Below are 20,068 nucleotides of genomic sequence, written 5' to 3'. Positions count from 1 at the left end.
CTTATGCCTTTTGTTGTCCTTGAGGAATCAGTTCTGCTTCGGTTAAAGAGTTTTCATTAAAATAGCGTTTAGCAACAGATTGGATTTGCTCAGGGGTAACGCTATTTATTTTTTCTACATATTTATCGGCGGTTTGCCAGCCTAATCCGACTGTTTGTAACATACCTAATTCCATTGCTTGTTCAAAAATAGAATCTCTTTCAAATATTTTTTGAGCAATTATCTGTGTTTTTACACGCATCAATTCTTCATTACTAACTTTTTCATCTTTTAAACGGTTCAGTTCATCGAAAATACCTTGTTTAACCTCTGCTATAGAGTGATGTTGGCTGGGTGAGCCATATATAATAAATTGGGTTTGATACCGTGCGTATAGGTTGTAATAGACATCTACGGTACTTGCTATGTGTTTACCGCGAATAAGGTTTTGACTTACCCTTCCGCTATCTCCTGCATCCAGGATGCTACCGATGACCTCTAAAACATAGGGGTCAAGTGCATTTTTCTCATCTGTAGTTTTTACAGAAGGGACAGTATAACCCAAAAGCAATAGAGGGACTTGCGCCGGGGCTTTTACGATCACACTCTTCTTTCCATAGGCAGGCGGTTCTTCCTGTGGTTTTCGAAGCGGCAGCGCATGCGAACCGATAGGGCCAAAATATTTTTTAGCTAATTTATAAACTTCTTGTGGATTGACATCTCCTACCACTACCAAAGTTGCATTATTAGGGGAGTAATATTTTTGATACCAGTCTTTTGCGTCTTCTACAGTTGTATGCTCTAAATCACTCATCCAACCAATAACCGGATGGTGATAAGGAGATGCCAAGTGAGCAGTAGCCAAAAATCGCTCAAATGTAAGCGCTTGGGGATTGTCATCTGTTCGTAATCGTCTTTCTTCCTGGATTACCTTGATTTCATGGGCAAATTCTTCTTTATCCAGCAGGAGGTTTTGCATACGGTCGGCTTCTAAAGCAAAACTGGTGGCAAGATGTGGGGTTGCTATTTTTTCATAATAAGCGGTGTAGTCATTATTAGTAAAAGCATTCTCCTGGCCTCCTAAGGAAGCAACGATTTTAGAGAATACGCCCACAGGATAGTTAGGCGTGCCTTTAAACATGAGGTGTTCCAATACATGCGAAAGGCCGGTAAAGCCTCCTTTTTCATCGGCTGAACCTACATTATACCAAACCATAGAAACAGCCACTGGCGCCCGATGGTCTTCTTTTACAATAATCTTAAGACCATTATCTAAGGTAAATTCGTGAGTTTGGCTGTATACCGTAAAGGTAAACAGTGTTAATAATGAAATTAACACAGCACGCATGATACACCTCGGTTAAGAAAAAGTGATAGAATTTCACATTTCATTCATTTTGTATACCTATGATTAACTGGTTTAAACGAAACAAAGATTCAGAAGAGAGTTCGGAAAGAGTAGCAAACGAGAGTGCTGCTGTTGAAGATACCCCGGAGCAACAAGAAAAAAAGCCTGGCTTTTTATCGCGATTTAAACAAGGCTTGACCAAAACGCGTCATCAGTTAGGAGAGGGGGTTGGGCGTTTACTTTTGGGTAAAAAAGAAATCGATGCCGCTATTTTAGAAGAATTAGAAACCCTTCTTTTAAGTGCAGACGTAGGCATAGAGACGACTAATAAGATTATCCAAGAATTGAAAGCGGGTTTAGCTCGGCATCAATTAAGTGACGGTGAAACAGTTTTTGCTGCTTTAAAAAATCATTTATTACAGATTTTATCCGTGCAAGGTAAACCATTGGAGCTATCTACCGAAGATAAATCGCCATTTGTCATTCTCATGGTTGGTATAAATGGTGCTGGTAAAACTACCACAATTGGTAAATTGGCAAAGCAATATCAAAAACAAGGAAAAAAAGTAATGCTCGCGGCGGGCGATACGTTTAGGGCAGCTGCCGTAGAACAACTACAAGAATGGGGAAGCCGTAACCAAATACCAGTGATTTCGCAACACTCTGGTGCAGATAGTGCGTCAGTTATTTATGATGCATTTCAGTCGGCTAAAGCCAAAGGGATAGACGTATTAATTGCGGATACGGCAGGACGATTGCATACCCAGCAAAATCTAATGGAAGAATTAAAAAAGGTTAAGCGTGTTATTCAAAAAATAGATGCTAAAGCGCCGCATGAAGTTATGCTTGTCCTGGACGCAAGTATTGGTCAAAATGCGCTTAACCAAGCAAGACAGTTTAATGAAGCAGTTGATGTCACAGGCATTACGATGACTAAATTAGATGGTACTGCGAAAGGTGGAATACTGTTTGCTATTGCTAGTGAATTAGAGATACCATTTCGGTATATAGGAGTAGGTGAAGGTATTGATGATTTGCGCCTCTTTGACCCAACACAATTTGTTAACGTAATATTCGATGATAACATTTAATCAAGTAAGCAAACGCTATGCTGGCGGCTTTGAGGCATTAAGCCAAGTTAATTTTTCTATGGAAAAAGGTGAAATGGTATTTCTTACCGGCCATTCCGGGGCGGGTAAAAGTACCTTGTTAAAGCTTATCGCTATGCTGGAACTGCCAACCTCCGGTCAAATCATAGTAAATGGAACTCGCTTAAACCAACTCAAGTCAAAAGATATAGCCGGATATCGTTCAAGTTTAGGTATTACTTTTCAATCTCCTCATCTGCTCAATGACCGCAGCGTTTTTGATAATGTCGCATTGCCATTACAAATTCAGGGTGTCTCCCAACAAATGATTAACAAACGTGTCCATGCAGCTCTTGATATGGTTGGACTATTAAAGAAAGAAAAAATGTTGCCCCTGCATTTATCAGGAGGAGAGCAACAACGGGTCGGAATAGCTCGAGCGGTCGTTCATAAACCTAATATATTATTAGCTGATGAACCGACAGGGAATCTAGATCCGGCCCTTTCGGCTGAAGTTATGAAATTATTTGAGCAATTTAACCAAGTAGGCGTCGCAGTTATGGTTGCTACCCATGACCTCACGTTGATTGCAGGTATGCGTCATCGCATTGTAATGTTGAAAGAGGGACGTGTATGTTAGCGCGCATAAAATCCTATTTTGCCTGTCATATGCAAGCAGCGGTGAATAGTTTAAATTTTCTTTGCCGCAAACCTCTGGCAAACACTATGACTATTATTGTAATTGCCATAACCTTGGCATTACCCGCTCTTTTTTTTGTATTCACTACCAATATTGAAAATTTAACTATCACCTGGAAAAGAAGCGGTCATATAGCTCTGTATTTGAAATCCCTTTCTCCCGAAGAAGAGCTATCATTGTTAACCAAAATAAAGGAAATAAATGGTGTAGGTGAAGTCAGCTTAAAGTCCCCCTCTGAAGGCCTTGCAGAATTACAACAACAAGAAGGGATGCAGGATATTATGCAATTTTTACCTGAAAATCCTCTCCCGTCAGTAGTAGATGTTATTCCCGCTATTTCTATCGATTCACCAGCCAAGCTCGAACAACTATATTCTCAATTAAACGCATTGCCTCAGGTGGATCAAGCCAAGCTAGATATGGAGTGGATTAATAGATTACATGCCCTGTTGGGATTTGTCGGGAAGATTGCAGACGGGCTAATGATTTTATTAGCTATTGCTGTCGTTCTAATTATTGGAAATACTTTACGTTTAGCTATTCAAAATCGTTATGAAGAAATTCAAGTTTTAAAATTAATTGGCGCAACAGACCCGTTTATCACCAGACCTTTTTTATATTCAGGTATATGGTATGGATTGGGCGGGGCTATTGTTGCCGTATTGCTAGTAAATATTTTTTTATTAAGCTTAGGTATTGCCGCTAATAAAGTAGCCGCAGCCTATCAAATGCATTACCCGCTACAAGGACTTACCTTTTCTCAGGGATGTATTTTACTTATTACAGCAAGCATACTAGGCTGGCTTGGAGCCAGGCTGTCAGTTAAGAGACAACTTGCTTCTATTGAGCCCTATAATTGATGTATAATAATTAGGATAACCTTCTTTTTTGTACTCTTAATTTTAGTAGAGGAATAAAAAATGAGTCTGCAGTTGCAACTTTCAACAATGAATTTGCCAGTAGGCAGTATTGATGCGTATATCTATCGTGTCAACCAAATTCCTATGCTTACTGCCGAAGAGGAAGTGGAGTGCGCCCGAAGATTTCGTGAAGAAGGCGATATCGAAGGTGCAAGACGTTTAGTTTTGGCACATTTGCGCTACGTTGTTCGGGTAGCCAGGGGATATTTAGGTTATGGTTTACCTCTCAATGATCTAATCCAAGAAGGTAATATTGGCCTCATGAAAGCAGTTAAGCGATTTGACCCAGCTATGGGCGTACGCTTAGTGTCTTTTGCTGTTCATTGGATTAAAGCCGAAATTCACGAGTTTGTTCTACAAAATTGGCGAATCGTTAAAATTGCGACGACAAAAGCCCAACGTAAGTTATTTTTTAATATGCGACAAATGAAAAAACGTTTGGGTTGGATGAATAATGAAGAAGTAGATGCAGTGGCTCAGGACCTTGGTGTTTCTCGTGAAGATGTTCTATTAATGGAACAAAGATTAAATGCTATGGATACCTCTTTTGATGCGTCTGGCACAGAAGATGAAGAACAATCGCAGCAGCTAGTACCTGCGCGTTATTTGTATGATGAGAATAGTGATCCTGCGCACTTATTCGAACAAGAAGATAGTACCACCCAAAACCATGAAAAATTACATATAGCTTTAGATCAGTTAGATGAGCGTAGCCAAGATATCTTACAGCAGCGCTGGTTATCTAATGAAAAAGCCCTCACTTTACATGCGTTGGCCGAAAAATATGGCGTCTCGGCAGAGCGTATTCGTCAATTAGAAAAAAATGCAATGAAAAAATTGCGCCAGTATATGGAAGCATCCGCCTCATAAGCTAATTTGCTTTCCGCGCGGTTTCTGTTCCTCTGAAAGTGAGTACCGAGCCGCGCGCACATTAGTAAGCGGGAATTTGAGATACGATAACCTCAAATTCCCCTCTCTAAACGGCCGCGGTTGGTAGACACATTGTGTTGAAAAAAGTGACGTCACTTTAGTCCTGCTCAAACTACCATAGTCCTCAAACATAATTTATTAATCCAATTAATAGCAAAATTGAAATTAAGATAATTATGGCTCGACGTAACAAGTATAGCTGGGCTCCTTTAACTCCATATTTTGCAAAAATTTTAATATGATTGAGTGGGAGCTTGGCGGGCTTTTTCTTTTGATTGATGGAGTTGAATGAATCCCCATGCTTATTAAAGTAAGTTAAATTGTTAGGGTGAAAAAATTCATTTCCGTAATTAATGAGTAATTGCTCTCCTTTTTTTATAGGTTGTTTAGCTTCATAGAGCACTACTTCAATCCCATTAATACGCTCAAAACGGCTTTTGAGATTCGATAATAAAAATTGGTAGTCAGGTGAAGGTGGTTTATCCGGGGCATGGTTAATAAAGCGGGTGATATTTCCATAATCATGGGCATCTAAAATTAAATGGAGTGAGTCACGAGTGTATTCAAACATATAGCGAGTATTGTTAGGTGTAGAGGCTTTTTTTACACCGGTATAAAAACCAATGAGCTCGCCTTTCTCAATATCCCGCCGTGCATACACTGCGAAGCCAACATGAGCATTTAATAATCTTAATTCACTATGATCCGGTTTGGGTGGATGCAATAAAATATCCATGATTTCTTGATTTGCTTCAATAAGGATATCGCCGTTTATTTTTTGGGGGAGGTCTTTAGCAAACAACGTAGTTTCAATTAACACGTCTTCTGAAAATTGAAAAGGAAAACCTGATAGATCGGAAACTAATTTATTAAAGTTAGTAATGGTAATGCATTGGTTCGCCGCTGCTTCTTTTTCCATAGAAATATAAAGAAGTTTTGGAACCTTACTTCTGTGAAATTTTGATGAAGGCTGTATTTTAAATTCACAAAGGGAGGGTTTGTCGACTTGCAATAAAGTTGAATAGATAAAAAGAGCGCATTGATACATGGTAGACAGATCGTCATAAACAAACTCAAAATGTGTTTGTTTTTTGTCTACAGTTGAGGAAATTAAAAGAGGATGTTTGAATTCTGAAATAATTTCTTGCAAAGGAATTCTTTTACCATCTTCCAGAAGACAAGACTTTGTTCTTAAATTAACTTTAATAATATGGATAGGCGAATGTTTATTTTGATTGGTTAAGGTAATAATCAAACTATAGTCCAGGTTAAATTTCTTTTTATGATTTTTAACCTGGATTTATTTTTCGTCAATTATTAATTTTCTCTTTTAATTTTTTCTTTGTTTGCTCATCCACAAATGCATAATCAATAGCCATTTCTGTGATTCTATTCATAGTTGCATCGTCATATTGGTAAGCTTTTTGTACCCTTTTATATTCTTCGGGTAGAGTAGTAGACATGAAAGGCGGATCATCGGAACCAATACTTATTTTAACTCCTTCCTCAAGGAACTTGGGAAAAGGATGCTCCGTAAAGTTTTTAAACAGTCCTAATTGAATATTACTGGAAGGACATACTTCTAAAGCAATATCCCGGTCTTTAACCATGGCTACAGCTTCAGGCGAATAAATGCTTTGGACCCCATGGCCTATACGTTTGATAGGGAGATTCTCCATCGCCTCTATCATGCCACTTGCTGGCGCAAACTCACCAGCGTGTACTGTGCATTCTAAACCCAAATCATTGGCCATTTGATATGCCCTTTTGAATAATTTAGGAGGAAAGTTGATCTCATCGCCTCCTAAACCAAAACCCGTAACGCAAGGAACTAATTTTTTGCTCGCCTCTTTAACGACTCGAATGGAGGCATCTTGTCCAAAATGGCGAACCGCAGTTAAAATAATTCTTCCGACAATATCATGTTTCTCTTGCGCATCATCAATGGCTTTCTGTATTGCTTCCAAATTATTAATGGAAGGAGCTCCTGTTGTTTTTTCTGCATGATCGGGTGAATACATCATTTCAACATAGATAGTATCCTCCAAAGCTAATTCTTTAAGGTATTCAAAAGTCACATCATAATAGTCTTCAGGGGTTTTTATAAGATCGGCTAAAGTGTCATATACTTTTAAAAAATGTAAAAAGTCGCGATATAAATAACTGGTTCCATCTTCACTGATTAAACCAGGAGGAATTTGTAGTTTATTTCGTTTTGCTAACATTTTAGCTAAAGTAGGGGATATAGTCCCTTCTAAATGCACATGAAGTTCTGCTTTTTTAATAGGCATATTGATTCTCTCTTAATAGTGATGTAACTTTAATTAAAAGTAGATAAAATTACTATACCAAGATGATTAAAATGTGATTTTGGAACCGCTTGATTTTTTGGATTTAAATAATAAAAAAGTAATGGTTGGTATTTATTTCTGCGCAAGAGAGATAGATTAAAAATAGCATTTTAGAGTATATTGTATAGATATTATTGAAAGGAAATAAAGTGAGTAGTTACGATATAGATAAAGCTTATGTAAGTCCCTTTGATCGATTTCTTTTTGAGTATGATGCAACGCATGAGAAATCCGCATCTCAATTGGCTGAAATTAAAAAGCACGCCCGCATTTCTGCTCTCCGTGACAATCCAGATTTAGAAGCCAAATCTGAAGAAATATGGAAAGAGTTTTAATTGGTATTCCCTGACGGGCTAGCCTTGAGTTCATAAATTCATAATAAAACATTCTCGGCATTCCATTAACATCACCATAAAGGCTAAAAATAGCAAAGCTAATATTTCTTTCATGAATACAAATCCAAAAAATCCGCGTATTTTGAATTTATAATCAAAATATATAGTGTGTCAAGCGCTATATGAATTTAATTTCATTATCTGAAAATAAATTCATATTTTTTATCCAATAAGTAAATGCAATACCTTATAAGAGATGATTGTTAATACGGAGGCAGCTGGAAGAGTAAGTATCCAGGAAGTGAATATATTACGGATGACAATTAAATTTAAAGCACCGATACCTCTGGCTAACCCTACTCCCAACACAGATCCTACGAGTGTTTGAGTGGCAGACACAGGGATTCCCAAAGAGGTAGCGACTACCACTGTGGTAGCAGCTGAGAGGGTTGCAGCAAAAGCACGACTAGGGGTTAAGGCAGTAATGGCACTTCCTACTGTTTCTATTACTTTTCTTCCGTACATTAAGAGCCCAATGACAACCCCAAAACAACCAAGCAAGATGATCCATGCTGGATAATTAATAGCCGTGATATTTTCGCCTGCGTGTAAAGTCAAACTATGAACTATTGAAAGAGGGCCTACAGCGAGTGCAACATCATTTGAGCCATGAGCAAATACCATGGCACATGCAGTCATAGCCATAAGGACAGCGAAATATTTTTCGACTTGTAGAAAGCGCTCACGGCGACGCATATTTGTTTTTTCAGGGATGCGTTTAATGAACATCATGCCGAGAATAGTAATAATTACACTGGTAACCAAAGTCACCGTCAAATCTTGTTTAAGGTTAAGATGAATATCAAAATGATTTAATCCTTTGAATACAGTAATAAAAGAAAGGATAGAACCAATAAGAAATAAATAAATAGGTATATATAGTTTAGCTTTTCCCAAAGGATCACTTTTTACAAAAATAGCTTGTTGAATACTAATAAATAAAAAATATGCCGTAGTTCCAGCAATAAGAGGTGAAGTCACCCAACCAATGGCTATGTGATAGACTTGATCCCAATGGATGGCATCTTTTCCCAGAACAAGACTACCAAATCCTACCATAGAACCCACTAAAGCATTGGTAATTGAAACAGGGACACCTAAATAACTTGCAAGGTTCATCCAAATCGTACAAGCCAATAACACGCCTAACATGCCTTCAATGAGAATAAGCGGTTGATTGGTGAGTTCACTCGTATTAATAATTTTATCACGCATGGTTTCAGTGACGCCGGTTCCGCCGAGAAAGGCGCCTGCAAATTCAAAAATAACGGCGATAAGCATGGCTTGTCTTACCGTAATAGCTTTTGAACCCATGGTAGTGCTCATAACGTTGGCCAGGTCATTTGCACCGACCCCCCAAGTCATGAGAAAACATAAAGCAATGGCTAGTATTAAATAAATGAGTGAATAATCCATAGTTTCTTATCGGGCTATTAGAATTTGGAGGCGGCCTCCAACGGTTTGGGCATGATCGGCTAACTCACCAATCCACTGAACTAATTTATAGAGGAAGATAATTTCTAAAGCAGGTAAATCGTTTTCTAATTCAAAAATTTTATGCCGTATTTCGGCTAACTTTTCATCACTATCATGTTCAATTTCGTCTAACTTTAAAATCATTTCTTCTACTATCTTCACTTCGTTTCCACGAAAACCTGACTCTAAAAGCTCATCTAATTCGTTAATCGCTTTGCAAGCTTGCTTGGCAGCGTCCAGACAACGATGTAAAAAAGGTAAAAAAAGAGCTGATAATGCTTCAGGAATAATCATGCGTCTGCTAATAATCAAACCCGCAATATCTTCTGCTTTATTGGCAATACGATCTTGGGCACTTAAAAGTTCTAAAACATCAGTCCGGGCAACGGGTAAAAAGAGGCCCGTGGGGAGATGAAGGCGTAAATCGCGTTTAATAAGGTCAGATTCTTTTTCTAATGCAATAATTTTTTTCTGCAATATTTCTGCTTCTTCCCAATTCTTTTTTAATACCGCTTCAAAAAGGGGAAAGAGTTGGCGTGCACATTGATAAGCCACTCGCATATGCCGTTCTAGCGGCTTAATAGGAGACGGCCCGAACATATTAAATATGCTACTCATACTTTTTTGTACCATTGCAAAAGATAGCGCAGATTATACCCAAGTTATCTAAAATTGCGATAGATCAAAAATAGCATTTTGGAATTTCTTGGTATTTAACTCTAAATAAGATAAAAAAGAAACTTAAATAAATGGGGTGACTTGACTTCTCTATGGCATCCCAAAACAATAGTCACCAATTAAATAATGAGGAATGGTTATGCGCATTACAAATATTCACGCTCGCGAAATTTTAGATTCACGCGGAAATCCAACTGTGGAAGCTGAGGTGACTATTGAAAATGGTATAAAAGCCCGTGCGAGTGTTCCTTCCGGTGCATCTACAGGTAGCCGGGAAGCGTGTGAATTGCGAGATAATGATGCAAAAAGGTATGCAGGAAAAGGAGTAAAAAAAGCAGTTAACCATATTAATGAAACCATCAATAAGGGACTGCACCATTTTAATGTAATGGAACAAGAACAGATTGATCATCATCTTTGTGAAATGGATGGTACAGCCAATAAATCGAATTTAGGTGCAAATGCTATATTAGCAGTCTCGCTTGCTTGTGCGAGAGCATATGCCCAAACAATACAACGTCCGCTCTTCGCTGCTCTTAATCGTGATGAAGTCATGTGTATGCCTATTCCCATGATGAATGTCTTAAATGGTGGTGCGCACGCGGATAATAATGTGGACATTCAAGAATTCATGATTATGCCGCGAGGAGCAAAAGATTTTTCCAGTGCATTGCAAATGGGGACGGAAATTTTTCATATTTTAAAGTCTGTTTTAAAAAAGCAGGGATTGAATACCGCTATTGGTGACGAAGGCGGATTTGCTCCTGATCTTCAATCCAACAGGCAAGCACTGGATATGTTAGTAAAAGCGGTTGAGCTGGCCGGTTTTGGTTTGGGGACTGATGTTGTATTTGCCTTGGATGTAGCCGCTTCAGAATTATTTAAGGATAATCAATACGCGCTTAGCTCAGAAAATAAAATCTATAGTGCCAATGAGATGATTCGTTACTATGAAAATTTGGTTTCGGAATATCCAATCGTGAGTATTGAGGATGGTTTAGACGAATCAGACTGGGAAGGGTGGAGAAATTTAACGCAGCACTTAGGAAACAAAATTCAATTAGTAGGGGATGATTTATTTGTCACTAACGCGGAAATTTTGCAAAAAGGAATTAATGAAAAAACGGCAAATGCGATTTTAATTAAATTAAATCAAATAGGCACATTAACTGAAACACTCCATACCATGCGCCTAGCCCAAGCCCATAATTACAATTGCATTGTTTCTCATCGCTCCGGTGAAACAGAAGATACTTTTATAGCAGATTTGGCAGTTGCTACCGGATGCGGTCAAATAAAAACAGGTTCTTTATGCAGAACGGATAGAGTGGCTAAATATAATCAGTTGCTACGTATTAATGAAGTGACAAATCTACCTTATGGGAAATAATTATACAGGACTGCATGGAGGTCTTGGTGCCGTGAGAGCAACTGCGCCGCGCAGTAGTTTAGTAGTTGGAGCCTGGTTGCTTGCCAACCAGGTTTCAGCTCCTCTTGTCAGGTCAAAACCTGATTTGGCAAGCAACCGGCTACGCTGGGAATGACAGTCCTTAAGGGTGAAGTACCTCGGTTAAAGGCTCAACTTACGCTAAAACTTCCTTTAAAAAATCTAATGTACTTTGCCATGATCTTTTATCTGCTTTTTCATTGTAGTGTAAACCCATTTCATCATCATTTGCCTTTGGGTTAGTAAAAGAATGTTGGGTTAAGCCATACATATGAATTTGCCAATCGACCTTCCTATGTGTCATTTCTTTGGCAAATGCTTGTATTTGTTGAGGAGGGACAAGAGGGTCGTCGTAACCGTGAAGAACCAAAATTTTGGCGCTAACTTTTGTGCATGCTCCGTTTTCAGGAGCAAGTAATGGCCCATGAAAGCTGACTACTCCTGTTACATCGGCGCCTGTCCGTGCTAAATCAAGCACACATAATCCACCAAAGCAATATCCAATAGCCGCAATTTTAGTAACTATAACTTTAGGATGATTTTTTGCAGCTTCGAAAGCAGCCAATATACGATTAGCCAACTTTTTTCGATCACTGACTACAGAATTATACAAAGCACGCCGTTCTATTTTTAATTCCGTAGTTTTTGCTTCCCCATACATGTCAATAGCAAAGCCTATATACCCATGTTTAGCCAGTTGTACTGCTTTTTGACAAAAGTCTTCCCCTCTTCCACCCCAATCATGTGCAATTAAGATACAAGGTCTAGGATTGTTTTCCTTGTTATCAAATGCCAAAAAACCATGAAAGTTCGTTTCGCCATCCGTATATTGTATTTCTTCAGAATGTATCATATGCAGATTTCATAATTGAGCAGGAGATAAAATTTATAAGATAAACCATAAATTCACAAGTGAACTTGTGCTATAGTTCCTTAATAAGTAAGTTAGACCCAAAATATTAAATGCTATTTTAATCTATCGTTTTTTGAGTCTGAAAATGAAAATACAAGTCTCCAAGGCTTGTTATTACTCTTCTTTTTTACTTGTTAGAGAGAAAACCGAGTCGTTCAAAATTTAGCATTTTAGAGTATTTTGGATATAATATATTCATAATGTAAAATATTTATTTTATATGGCCAAAAATTCCGATCATTTTTTAAATGCCGCGCAAAGGTATTGTTTACCTGTTAACTTATTGCCTGAAATGGAAGCTTTTGAAGTTAAACTAGGTAAGAAAAATTATTTCTTCAGAGGTGCATGTACCCCGCTAAATAGCTTTATTAGCGTAGAAATTTCTTCTAATAAATTTAGTATGAATGCCCTGCTTTATAGAGCAGGTTTGCCAGTCCCTAAAGCTACAGCCATTCATTTTGAAGATTACCAAGAAGGGCTTCTGGATGATCTGATTGCCGATTTAAAATTTCCGGTGGTGGCTAAACCCACCGCAGGAAGGTTAGGACGTGATGTGGTTTGTAATATTCCTGATAAAGACCACCTGAAAAAACATGTGGATCTGTTTTTTAAAAATTGTATGGATAAATATAATCTCAATGTATTAAGTGTTGAGGAGTTTCACGGGGGTCTTAACTCCTATAGGGTCCTGGTTTTCAAAAAGAAAGTATTAGGGGTTGTTTTAAGATATCCTGCTCATGTAGTTGGGGATGATGAGCATACTTTAAATCAATTAATTGAAATTACAAATCAACGACGTAAATCTACCAATGAAGTATTGGCACCTATTGTCCATGATGATGAAATGGACTACTGCCTACAAGATTTAGGAGTTACGCTCGATTATATTCCTAAAAAAGGCGAAAGAGTTTTTTTGGGATACACCTCAAATGCCAGTCGTGGAGGAACTTTTGTTTCTTTAGGCAAGAAAATTTGTAAGCAAAATAAAAAGCTGTTAATAAAAGCGGCTCAGGCTATCAATTTGGATCTGGTTGGCTTTGATATTCTTTGCAAAGATATTACCCAACCGATGGAGGATACAGGTGGCGTTATTATTGAATGCAATTTTTGCCCAAGTGTTAGAATACATGAAGAAGCGGAAAAAAATCCTATCGCAGTGTGCCGGCCAATTATACGTAGTTTAATTTACAGACACCCTTTGTCCTATTTAAAAGCCTTATTACAAAGTCGGAAATCGCGTGCCTATATAAGGACTATACTTATAGTGATATTCTTTGGTGGCGGTTTTACTTTTTTATTTCATTAAGTGTACCTATGCATAAATTAAAAGTGATGGATGTTACCCTCAGGGACGGTGGTAACCGTAATAATTTTCATTTTAACGACCAAGATTTAGAACAAATCCTGAGCCCGCTTGATAAATCGGGAATAGATTATGTTGAAATTGGGTATCGTAATGGGGCTATAAGACCTGTAGACAATATAGGTAGAGCAGGTCTCTGTGACAAAAAATATCTAAAGACTTGCCAAGCGCATCTTCAAAATACTCAAATTGTAGTAATGGCTTATCCACAAAATTTAACTAAAGAAGATTTATTGGATTTAATAGAACAGGGAGTGTCCCTATTGCGTTTATGTGTTTTACGCGGTGACCTGAAAAGTGCTTTTCCTGTGGTTGAATTGAGCCAGCAGTTAGGACTGAAAGCTTCAATTAATCTTGTTCACGTTTCACAGTATGGTGAAGAGGAGCTAGACAATGCGGTAAAGCTTGCTACCGAATTTAATCCCCATGTTATTTATTTTGCTGACTCAAATGGCACTCTTCATCCTGAGCGGGTAAAAGCTATGTATGATAAGTATGTAGAAAAATATCCTATTTCATTTGGATTCCACGCGCATGATAATCTTGGTTTGGCACAGGCAAATACGATTGCTGCTATTCAGTCAGGAGTGGAGTACATTGATTTTTCTGTGGGAGGGATGGGTAAAGGTATTGGTAATCTACGCACTGAATATTTCCTTGCTTATTTGCAGGCAAAAGGACTAAAGAAATATAATTTAGAGCCAATATTACAAGCAGCTAATTACGTAAGAAATACATTTAATACCGAAAAAGATCCTATTGATATGGATGAATTTATTCGCGGGATTTATGATCTGTCGACTGCAGAAGTAAAAAAACTGAAAATTGAATGAAAAAAATAAAAATTATCGCTCCGGTGATGCCATGTCCTCGGGATATAGAAAAAATTGCGGCCTCACTTTCTTTTTTAAACACAAAATACATATTGGATTTTGTCGATCCATTAAGTCATTCTATTTCTATCCATTCAAAAAATTATTACGATTGTTGGAATGAGTATTTACAGGTAGAAATTGATAAGTATGACGCTTTTTTAGGTTTTTCTTTCGGTGGTGTTATTTTACAGCAGTGTTTTCCACAATTTGTAAAAATACCCAAGCCCCTTTTTTTGTTTTCTACTCCCAGTTTCAGTAATTTTGCATTGCAAGAAAAATTAGGTAAGGTCATTACTTTATGTAAAGAAAATAAAGCAGAAGAAGCAATACGCCAATTAACAAGCGATGTCGCTTTTTTTCCTGAAGATATTGTTGAGATAAAAGTTGAAAATCCTGATGAAGCTTGTGAGCGATTAATCTACGGTTTGCAAAAAGTATTGGATACTGATTCAGTACCTATTTTAGAAAAATACCCAGTTACGTATTGGCACTTTATTGGCGATAGTTCCCGTTTGGTAAACAACGCGAATGTCATTCCCCCTCAGTCGGGAGAACTATTTGAAGTGCCTCATGCGGGTATGCGTGTTTTACAGGACAATCCTGATTTTTGTAGACAAAAAATTTTGGAAAAGTTGTGAAAAAACAATTAAAAATTGCTGTTTTACCAGGCGATGGTATAGGTGCTGAAGTTACCTATGCTTGTTTAGATATATTTAAAATATTAAATATTCCTGTGGAGCTAAGTATCGGAGAGATTGGGTGGACCTGTTGGCAAAATGAGGCCACTCCTATACCCCAGAGAACATGGGATTTAATCTATGATAGTGACGTGACTTTATTAGGAGCGGTCACTAGTAAGCCGAAACGGGAAGCAGAGAAAGAAGTTGCGGTAGAGAAAAGAAAAAATCCTCCTGAATATATTTCACCGATTATTCAATTACGACAAGGGTTGGATCTTTATGCGAATGTAAGGCCTTGCTTTAATATCAAAGACCAAAATAATTCTTTCAACCTATGCATTATCCGTGAAAATACCGAAGGACTTTATGCTGGGTTTGATTATTCTTCTCTACCGCGAGAAATGACTCCTCTTTTAAGTAGCAAAAAGAAGTGGAAAAATATTTCGCCTGAAGATATAAGTTGCTCCCTGCGATTACAAACCCGCTCTGGGTTGCAGCGCATTTTCAAGTTTGCTTTTCATTATGCTGATACGTATAACCTGGGGCAGGTGACATATGCTGACAAGCCGAATGTATTGCGAAACAGTAGCGCGTTTGCTCGGGAAATATTTGAAAAGGTAGCGGAGGATTATCCCCATATTAAAAGCGATATTTTAAATGTGGATGCAGTTGCGTTATGGTTAGTTCGCTGTCCTGAAAAGTTTGGGGTTATTGTAGCCGAAAATATGTTTGGCGATATTTTATCAGATGTTGGTGCCGCAGTTATGGGCGGGTTAGGTTTCGCTCCTAGCGCTAATATTGGTGAGAAAGGAGTTTATTATGAACCAGTGCATGGGAGTGCTCCTAAAATTCCAATAAATCAAGCAAACCCTTGTGCGATGTTTTTAACCATCGCTTTACTTTTAGAACACCAAGGGTTTAAAAAGCAAGGGGCCAGACTCAGGGAAGCGGTTAAGAAAATAGTAAGCGAAAATCAATTTATTACGTATGATGTGGGTGGTAAGAGCTCCACCGAGGAAATGGCTAAGGCAATATTAAATGAATGCGCCTATTAAAAATGAATCTTTAAAGAAACTGTTTAGTTTGACCACGGCGGAAATTTCCGATGCACTGGATGCTTGTGGTATTGAGGGATGCCTTTTGAATCTTAAATCTGTTTCAACAAATAGTAAGATTGTTGGGCCCGTATATACTATTCAATTTCTTCCTTATGAACAAAGACCCAATTCCTTTCAAAATGCAGCGAATTACATTGATGCAGTGCCAAAAGGCTCGATTCTTTTAATTGATAATCAGTTCAGAAACGACTGTACCACCTGGGGAGAAATCTTGACCCGAGTCGCTATTAAAAAGGGGATTCAAGGAACCGTTGTTTGTGGTGCCATTCGCGATGTATCTTATGTGCGTGAGACAAATTTCCCCCTGTTTTCTTCTGCTGTTTATATGCGCTCAGGAAAAAATAGAGTTTATAAAGCGGGAGAACAAGTACCGTTAAATATTAATGGGATTACCATTCATCCTGGAGATATATTGGTCGGTGATGATAATGGTTGTGTAGTGATACCCCGGGAAAAAGTGGATGAAGTGCTTATTAAAGCAAGCAATGTAGTAGAAACAGAGAAAAAAATTATCGTAGCTATAGAGCAAGGGATGTCGTTGCAAGAGGCACGAAAAAAATTCCATTATGAAAAACCCTGGGATAGGTAATGCTAAACGCTTGCCCCTACCAATTCATTGATATCCATTATCATGCGAATCCAGATTTATTTGATCGTAGGTATACCGCCCTGGAGGCGGGTAAGCTTTATCAGCAATTAGATGGGGCTGTTTATCTAAAAAGTCATTTAGGTGCAACGAGTATCCAGGCTTCTCTTGCTCAGAGTTTAGGTTTACCTGTGTTTCCTTCTGTGGTGTTGAATAAAATTGCTGGCGGAATAGATTACCGCGTAATAATAAAAGCGTTGGCGGAATATACGGGAAAAATGAATCTAAAAATGATCGTTCATTTTCCGACTATAACGGGGCGTAAATATATTTCAAAGCTAAACCGTAAAGTTACACATCCTCAATATGAGCAGACTTGTCATGCCCCTGAAACATTATTTGATGAAAACAAGAAGTTAAAACCTGCCGTTATTGAAATTTTAAAGTTGGCAGCTGATTATCCTATTGTTCTATCCAGCGGCCATGCTTCTAAAGAAGAAGTATTTGCCTTAATAGACAATTGTCAAAAATATAAAGTAAACGCTTTATTGCTGAATCAACCAGCTAATCCATTAACAGGGCTATCAGCTAATGAATTACATGCGGTTGCTAAAAACGATTTTATTTGGGTTGAGCAGACCTTACTGACATTGTTATTAGGACACCAAATTCAGGAAGATTTTATCGAAGTGATTACTAATATTCCGCGAGTTATTTATAGTTCCGATTTAGGTCAAACTTCGCAGATGACAATAGCTCAATGGTGGAATTTTACCAACCAATTTTTTGATGAAATTAAGCTTACAAAAGCGCGAAGAAAGAGTATATGTTTGGATAATCCCCTTAAGCTGTTAGAAATTTAACCATGGTGTAATCGATGAAGCCAAAGTATTCTGCAAAAATTTATTTTGAAGATGGGAAAGTTGCAAAAGCATTTGGCAACGATATTAATGATTTAATTTTATGGATGAGAAATGAGTCGCGGGCCAAATTTAACGATATTGCCGGGGAAATCATTGACAATAAAAATCATCGCATAGTGAAAACCTTTCAATTTTCTCCTTTTGATGAATAACGTAATTCCCGATACAATTAAACAAATTAGTTTTTAGGGATTTTTATGCGCCTGGTTTTTATAGGTCTTATTTTAGCGCTTATAAGCTTACAGTATAAATTGTGGCTGGGTGACGGCAGTATTAAACAATGGCTGCATCTTGAAAAAAAATTGGCTACCCAAAAAAGCGAGAATAAAAAACTCGTCGCACGAAATCGCGCCTTGGAAGCTGATATTGTCGAGTTAAAATCTGGGGATCAGTCCTTGGAAGAGCAAGCACGTTATGAACTGGGAATGGTAAAAAACGGGGAAGTGTATTATCACTTTGTTGATAAGTAGATTACAAATGAATTAGGCCTGGTGGTATATTCTCCGTTGATTCCCATAGGCTTATAACGTTTCCCCCGCCTCCGGAACCAGTGGGTTTTACAGCGATGGCGCCTGCTTCTTTAAGTTTTAACATATGCTGCCTTAAGCTATCACTCACAAGTCCCCACGCTTCAAAACACGCACAAGCCTCATTCATGGCTTTAGCTAAAGTGGGTAAAGATTGGTCGCTGTTCATTTCCAAGGCATCCTTTGCTTGGGAAACGCAGAACTGCATTTTTTGATCAAGAGCGGCACCTACACTGGGATTATTGTCCCAAATTATTTGTACCTGCTGAATACAATGGGATGTTATGCCTATTTGCCCACAAGAAGAAAGGCACCAATGGGGGTCCCAGCTCCGCTGAACAGGTGAGAGCACGCCTTCATGGAAAAAAATTCCTGTTTCTGCAGAAACTCCAGCTATATCAAGACCGCTACTTTTTCCGTGGAAAAGGTTTTCTAGCTCTCTTGCGAAGGTAGAAATGGCTAATTCATTAATCATATTTTGAGCTGCAAACCAGCGCGCCATAGCTACACATAAAGCAGCAGAAGCTCCCATACCAACGCCAACAGGGATATTACTGTTTAACTTAAAATGGCCGTTTAGCGCATTAAGGGATCGCCCAAGTATTTGCATCCCTTGTTCTAATACACTCCAAAACAGGAGGTGCATATCAGCACCACTATCGCCAGAGTAGTCAGCACTAAGCGACGAGGTGGAGTTCTGATAAGAGAGGTGGAAATATTTTTCTAAGATTGGAAAAACAAGGGCAGAATGGCCACGAATTACCGCATGCTCACCAGCTAAAATCCATTTTCCATAGGTGGTAGTTTCAAAATCAGAGAATGTCATAGTTACCCACTAAATAATCTTTTTTAAATTGCGCAGCAAAATCTGCCTGATCTGGACGATACAGTAAATGAATGTTCGGGCCTGCATCCATGGTAACAATAGGCCCGTCATTTTTACGTTGCCATAATAATTGTACCGTTTGCAAAGCTTCTTTGGTTTGTGCGGTCATATAAGTAAAACCTGGGGTACTAGTAGTGAATAGACGATGCATATCTTGGAATTCACGCCAACAAAGTTGATAAGCACTTTCCCAGTCTTTTGTTTCCAGGGCATTCAATAATACTTTTAAATTATTTTCAGCACGCTCCGCTCGCGTAGGATACAATTTACTGGTTTTTATTAATTCATGTGCCTGGCTGGATGGAACTTTTTTTTCGGTTTGACTAATAACAATCACTTGATGAATTAATTCTTGATAGGGCAAATTGATGGGTTTTACACTTTCATCTCGCCATAAAACCCATGGTGAAAAAAAAGATCGGCAGGAAGATCCAGAACCTTGACGACTGAGGCGAGCTTGTTCTTCTAGAGTAGGTATTTCTTTTCCTGTTAACTCACTTAAGGCGAGGCAGGCACATTTTGTTAATGCAGCAAAGCTAGATGCTGAACTTGCAAGTCCACTACTGTGAGGAAAGTTATTAGTAGAGCGGATTAGAAATGCCCCCTGAAAATTAAACTGCGTTTTTAGAAATTGTAAATGACTTATAAAACGCTCTTGTGCTGCTTTGGATAAAGAAAAGTTATTCACTGCTCCTGGAATATGAAGAGGTTCCCAAAAATCTTTTTTACCAGGCTGTTCTTCAAGACTAACGCTACTTACCAAATTATTTAAGGTGTAAGATAACGAGGCATTTAGAGGTATATTTTTTTCCGAGTCTTTTTTCCCCATATATTTAACGAGGGCAATATTGGCAGGTGCTTGTGCAAACCATGGCATTGTTAGTA

22 protein-coding genes are annotated in these 20,068 nt (G+C 38.2%); 14 read left to right on the top strand and 8 right to left on the bottom strand.

What is annotated here, in order from left to right:
- Position 1: 1 nt before the first annotated feature.
- The gene (locus tag EL206_RS07585) at positions 2-1,327 is read right to left on the bottom strand and encodes a M16 family metallopeptidase (protein WP_058462870.1); all 1,326 of its coding nucleotides are present in this window, start codon (positions 1,325-1,327) and stop codon (positions 2-4) included.
- Between the two features lie 59 nt (positions 1,328-1,386).
- Between EL206_RS07585 and ftsY the strand changes: the two genes are divergently transcribed.
- The 4 genes from ftsY to rpoH are packed head-to-tail and all read left to right on the top strand — an operon-like array spanning position 1,387 to position 4,905.
- Positions 1,387-2,418 carry a signal recognition particle-docking protein FtsY gene (gene ftsY / locus EL206_RS07580; RefSeq protein WP_058462869.1) on the top strand — a complete coding sequence of 344 codons (1,032 nt, stop codon included), beginning with the start codon at positions 1,387-1,389 and terminating at the stop codon, positions 2,416-2,418.
- On the top strand, positions 2,405-3,055 hold the full coding sequence (gene ftsE / locus EL206_RS07575; protein ID WP_058462868.1) for a cell division ATP-binding protein FtsE: 651 nt from the start codon (positions 2,405-2,407) through the stop codon (positions 3,053-3,055). Before ftsY ends, ftsE begins: the two co-directional genes overlap by 14 nt.
- Positions 3,049-3,975, top strand: a complete 927-nt coding sequence (gene ftsX / locus EL206_RS07570; protein WP_058462867.1) for a permease-like cell division protein FtsX — start codon at positions 3,049-3,051, stop codon at positions 3,973-3,975. The genes ftsE and ftsX overlap by 7 nt, the downstream gene beginning before the upstream one ends.
- Before the next feature lie 60 nt (positions 3,976-4,035).
- Positions 4,036-4,905, top strand: coding sequence for an RNA polymerase sigma factor RpoH (rpoH, locus tag EL206_RS07565; RefSeq protein ID WP_058462866.1), 870 nt, complete (start codon positions 4,036-4,038; stop codon positions 4,903-4,905).
- A gap of 184 nt (positions 4,906-5,089) precedes the next feature.
- Here the strand turns inward: rpoH and EL206_RS07560 are convergent, their stop codons facing one another.
- Entirely contained in the window at positions 5,090-6,220 is a 1,131-nt protein-coding gene (locus EL206_RS07560; protein ID WP_058462865.1) for an SET domain-containing protein-lysine N-methyltransferase, read from the bottom strand.
- 55 nt (positions 6,221-6,275) lie between these two features.
- Positions 6,276-7,256: an adenosine deaminase gene (locus EL206_RS07555; protein WP_058462864.1), complete on the bottom strand. Its 981-nt coding sequence runs from the start codon at positions 7,254-7,256 to the stop codon at positions 6,276-6,278.
- 209 nt (positions 7,257-7,465) lie between these two features.
- On the opposite strand from EL206_RS07555, the gene EL206_RS07550 reads away from it, so the two are divergent.
- Positions 7,466-7,651, top strand: coding sequence for a CBU_0585 family protein (locus EL206_RS07550; RefSeq protein ID WP_058462863.1), 186 nt, complete (start codon positions 7,466-7,468; stop codon positions 7,649-7,651).
- A gap of 222 nt (positions 7,652-7,873) precedes the next feature.
- Here the strand turns inward: EL206_RS07550 and EL206_RS07545 are convergent, their stop codons facing one another.
- Positions 7,874-9,127, bottom strand: a complete 1,254-nt coding sequence (locus tag EL206_RS07545) for an inorganic phosphate transporter (protein ID WP_058462862.1) — start codon at positions 9,125-9,127, stop codon at positions 7,874-7,876.
- A gap of 6 nt (positions 9,128-9,133) precedes the next feature.
- Positions 9,134-9,805 (bottom strand): TIGR00153 family protein, encoded by a 672-nt coding sequence (locus tag EL206_RS07540; RefSeq protein WP_058462861.1) that lies wholly within the window; start codon positions 9,803-9,805, stop codon positions 9,134-9,136.
- A 199-nt stretch (positions 9,806-10,004) separates the two neighbouring features.
- Here EL206_RS07540 and eno point away from each other — a divergent pair, with 199 nt between their 5' ends.
- Positions 10,005-11,255 carry a phosphopyruvate hydratase gene (gene eno / locus EL206_RS07535; protein WP_058462860.1) on the top strand — a complete coding sequence of 417 codons (1,251 nt, stop codon included), beginning with the start codon at positions 10,005-10,007 and terminating at the stop codon, positions 11,253-11,255.
- Between the two features lie 193 nt (positions 11,256-11,448).
- Here the strand turns inward: eno and EL206_RS07530 are convergent, their stop codons facing one another.
- On the bottom strand, positions 11,449-12,165 hold the full coding sequence (locus EL206_RS07530; protein WP_058462859.1) for a dienelactone hydrolase family protein: 717 nt from the start codon (positions 12,163-12,165) through the stop codon (positions 11,449-11,451).
- 280 nt (positions 12,166-12,445) lie between these two features.
- Between EL206_RS07530 and EL206_RS07525 the strand changes: the two genes are divergently transcribed.
- The 8 genes from EL206_RS07525 to ftsB are packed head-to-tail and all read left to right on the top strand — an operon-like array spanning position 12,446 to position 18,240.
- Positions 12,446-13,531, top strand: coding sequence for a hypothetical protein (locus EL206_RS07525; RefSeq protein WP_058462858.1), 1,086 nt, complete (start codon positions 12,446-12,448; stop codon positions 13,529-13,531).
- An 8-nt stretch (positions 13,532-13,539) separates the two neighbouring features.
- The gene (locus tag EL206_RS07520; protein ID WP_058462857.1) at positions 13,540-14,421 is read left to right on the top strand and encodes a beta/alpha barrel domain-containing protein; all 882 of its coding nucleotides are present in this window, start codon (positions 13,540-13,542) and stop codon (positions 14,419-14,421) included.
- Positions 14,418-15,101: a hypothetical protein gene (locus tag EL206_RS07515; RefSeq protein ID WP_058462856.1), complete on the top strand. Its 684-nt coding sequence runs from the start codon at positions 14,418-14,420 to the stop codon at positions 15,099-15,101. Before EL206_RS07520 ends, EL206_RS07515 begins: the two co-directional genes overlap by 4 nt.
- Entirely contained in the window at positions 15,098-16,198 is a 1,101-nt protein-coding gene (locus EL206_RS10100) for an isocitrate/isopropylmalate dehydrogenase family protein (RefSeq protein ID WP_065310975.1), read from the top strand. Before EL206_RS07515 ends, EL206_RS10100 begins: the two co-directional genes overlap by 4 nt.
- Positions 16,182-16,850: an RraA family protein gene (locus tag EL206_RS10095; protein ID WP_065310974.1), complete on the top strand. Its 669-nt coding sequence runs from the start codon at positions 16,182-16,184 to the stop codon at positions 16,848-16,850. Before EL206_RS10100 ends, EL206_RS10095 begins: the two co-directional genes overlap by 17 nt.
- Positions 16,850-17,710 carry a DUF6282 family protein gene (locus tag EL206_RS07505; RefSeq protein WP_058462855.1) on the top strand — a complete coding sequence of 287 codons (861 nt, stop codon included), beginning with the start codon at positions 16,850-16,852 and terminating at the stop codon, positions 17,708-17,710. Before EL206_RS10095 ends, EL206_RS07505 begins: the two co-directional genes overlap by 1 nt.
- 14 nt (positions 17,711-17,724) lie before the next feature.
- Positions 17,725-17,922 carry a hypothetical protein gene (locus EL206_RS07500; protein ID WP_058462854.1) on the top strand — a complete coding sequence of 66 codons (198 nt, stop codon included), beginning with the start codon at positions 17,725-17,727 and terminating at the stop codon, positions 17,920-17,922.
- Positions 17,923-17,967: 45 nt separating this feature from the next.
- The gene (gene ftsB, locus EL206_RS07495) at positions 17,968-18,240 is read left to right on the top strand and encodes a cell division protein FtsB (RefSeq protein WP_058462853.1); all 273 of its coding nucleotides are present in this window, start codon (positions 17,968-17,970) and stop codon (positions 18,238-18,240) included.
- Between the two features lies 1 nt (position 18,241).
- Here the strand turns inward: ftsB and EL206_RS07490 are convergent, their stop codons facing one another.
- On the bottom strand, positions 18,242-19,123 hold the full coding sequence (locus tag EL206_RS07490; RefSeq protein ID WP_058462852.1) for a mevalonate kinase family protein: 882 nt from the start codon (positions 19,121-19,123) through the stop codon (positions 18,242-18,244).
- Positions 19,110-20,060 (bottom strand): diphosphomevalonate decarboxylase, encoded by a 951-nt coding sequence (locus EL206_RS07485; protein WP_058462851.1) that lies wholly within the window; start codon positions 20,058-20,060, stop codon positions 19,110-19,112. The genes EL206_RS07490 and EL206_RS07485 overlap by 14 nt, the downstream gene beginning before the upstream one ends.
- Positions 20,061-20,068: the final 8 nt, after the last annotated feature.

Source organism: Legionella adelaidensis, from assembly GCF_900637865.1.
In the GTDB taxonomy this organism is placed as follows: domain Bacteria; phylum Pseudomonadota; class Gammaproteobacteria; order Legionellales; family Legionellaceae; genus Legionella_A; species Legionella_A adelaidensis.
Note: the sequence above shows the minus strand (reverse complement) of the source record. Positions and strands in the feature narration are given on the sequence as shown.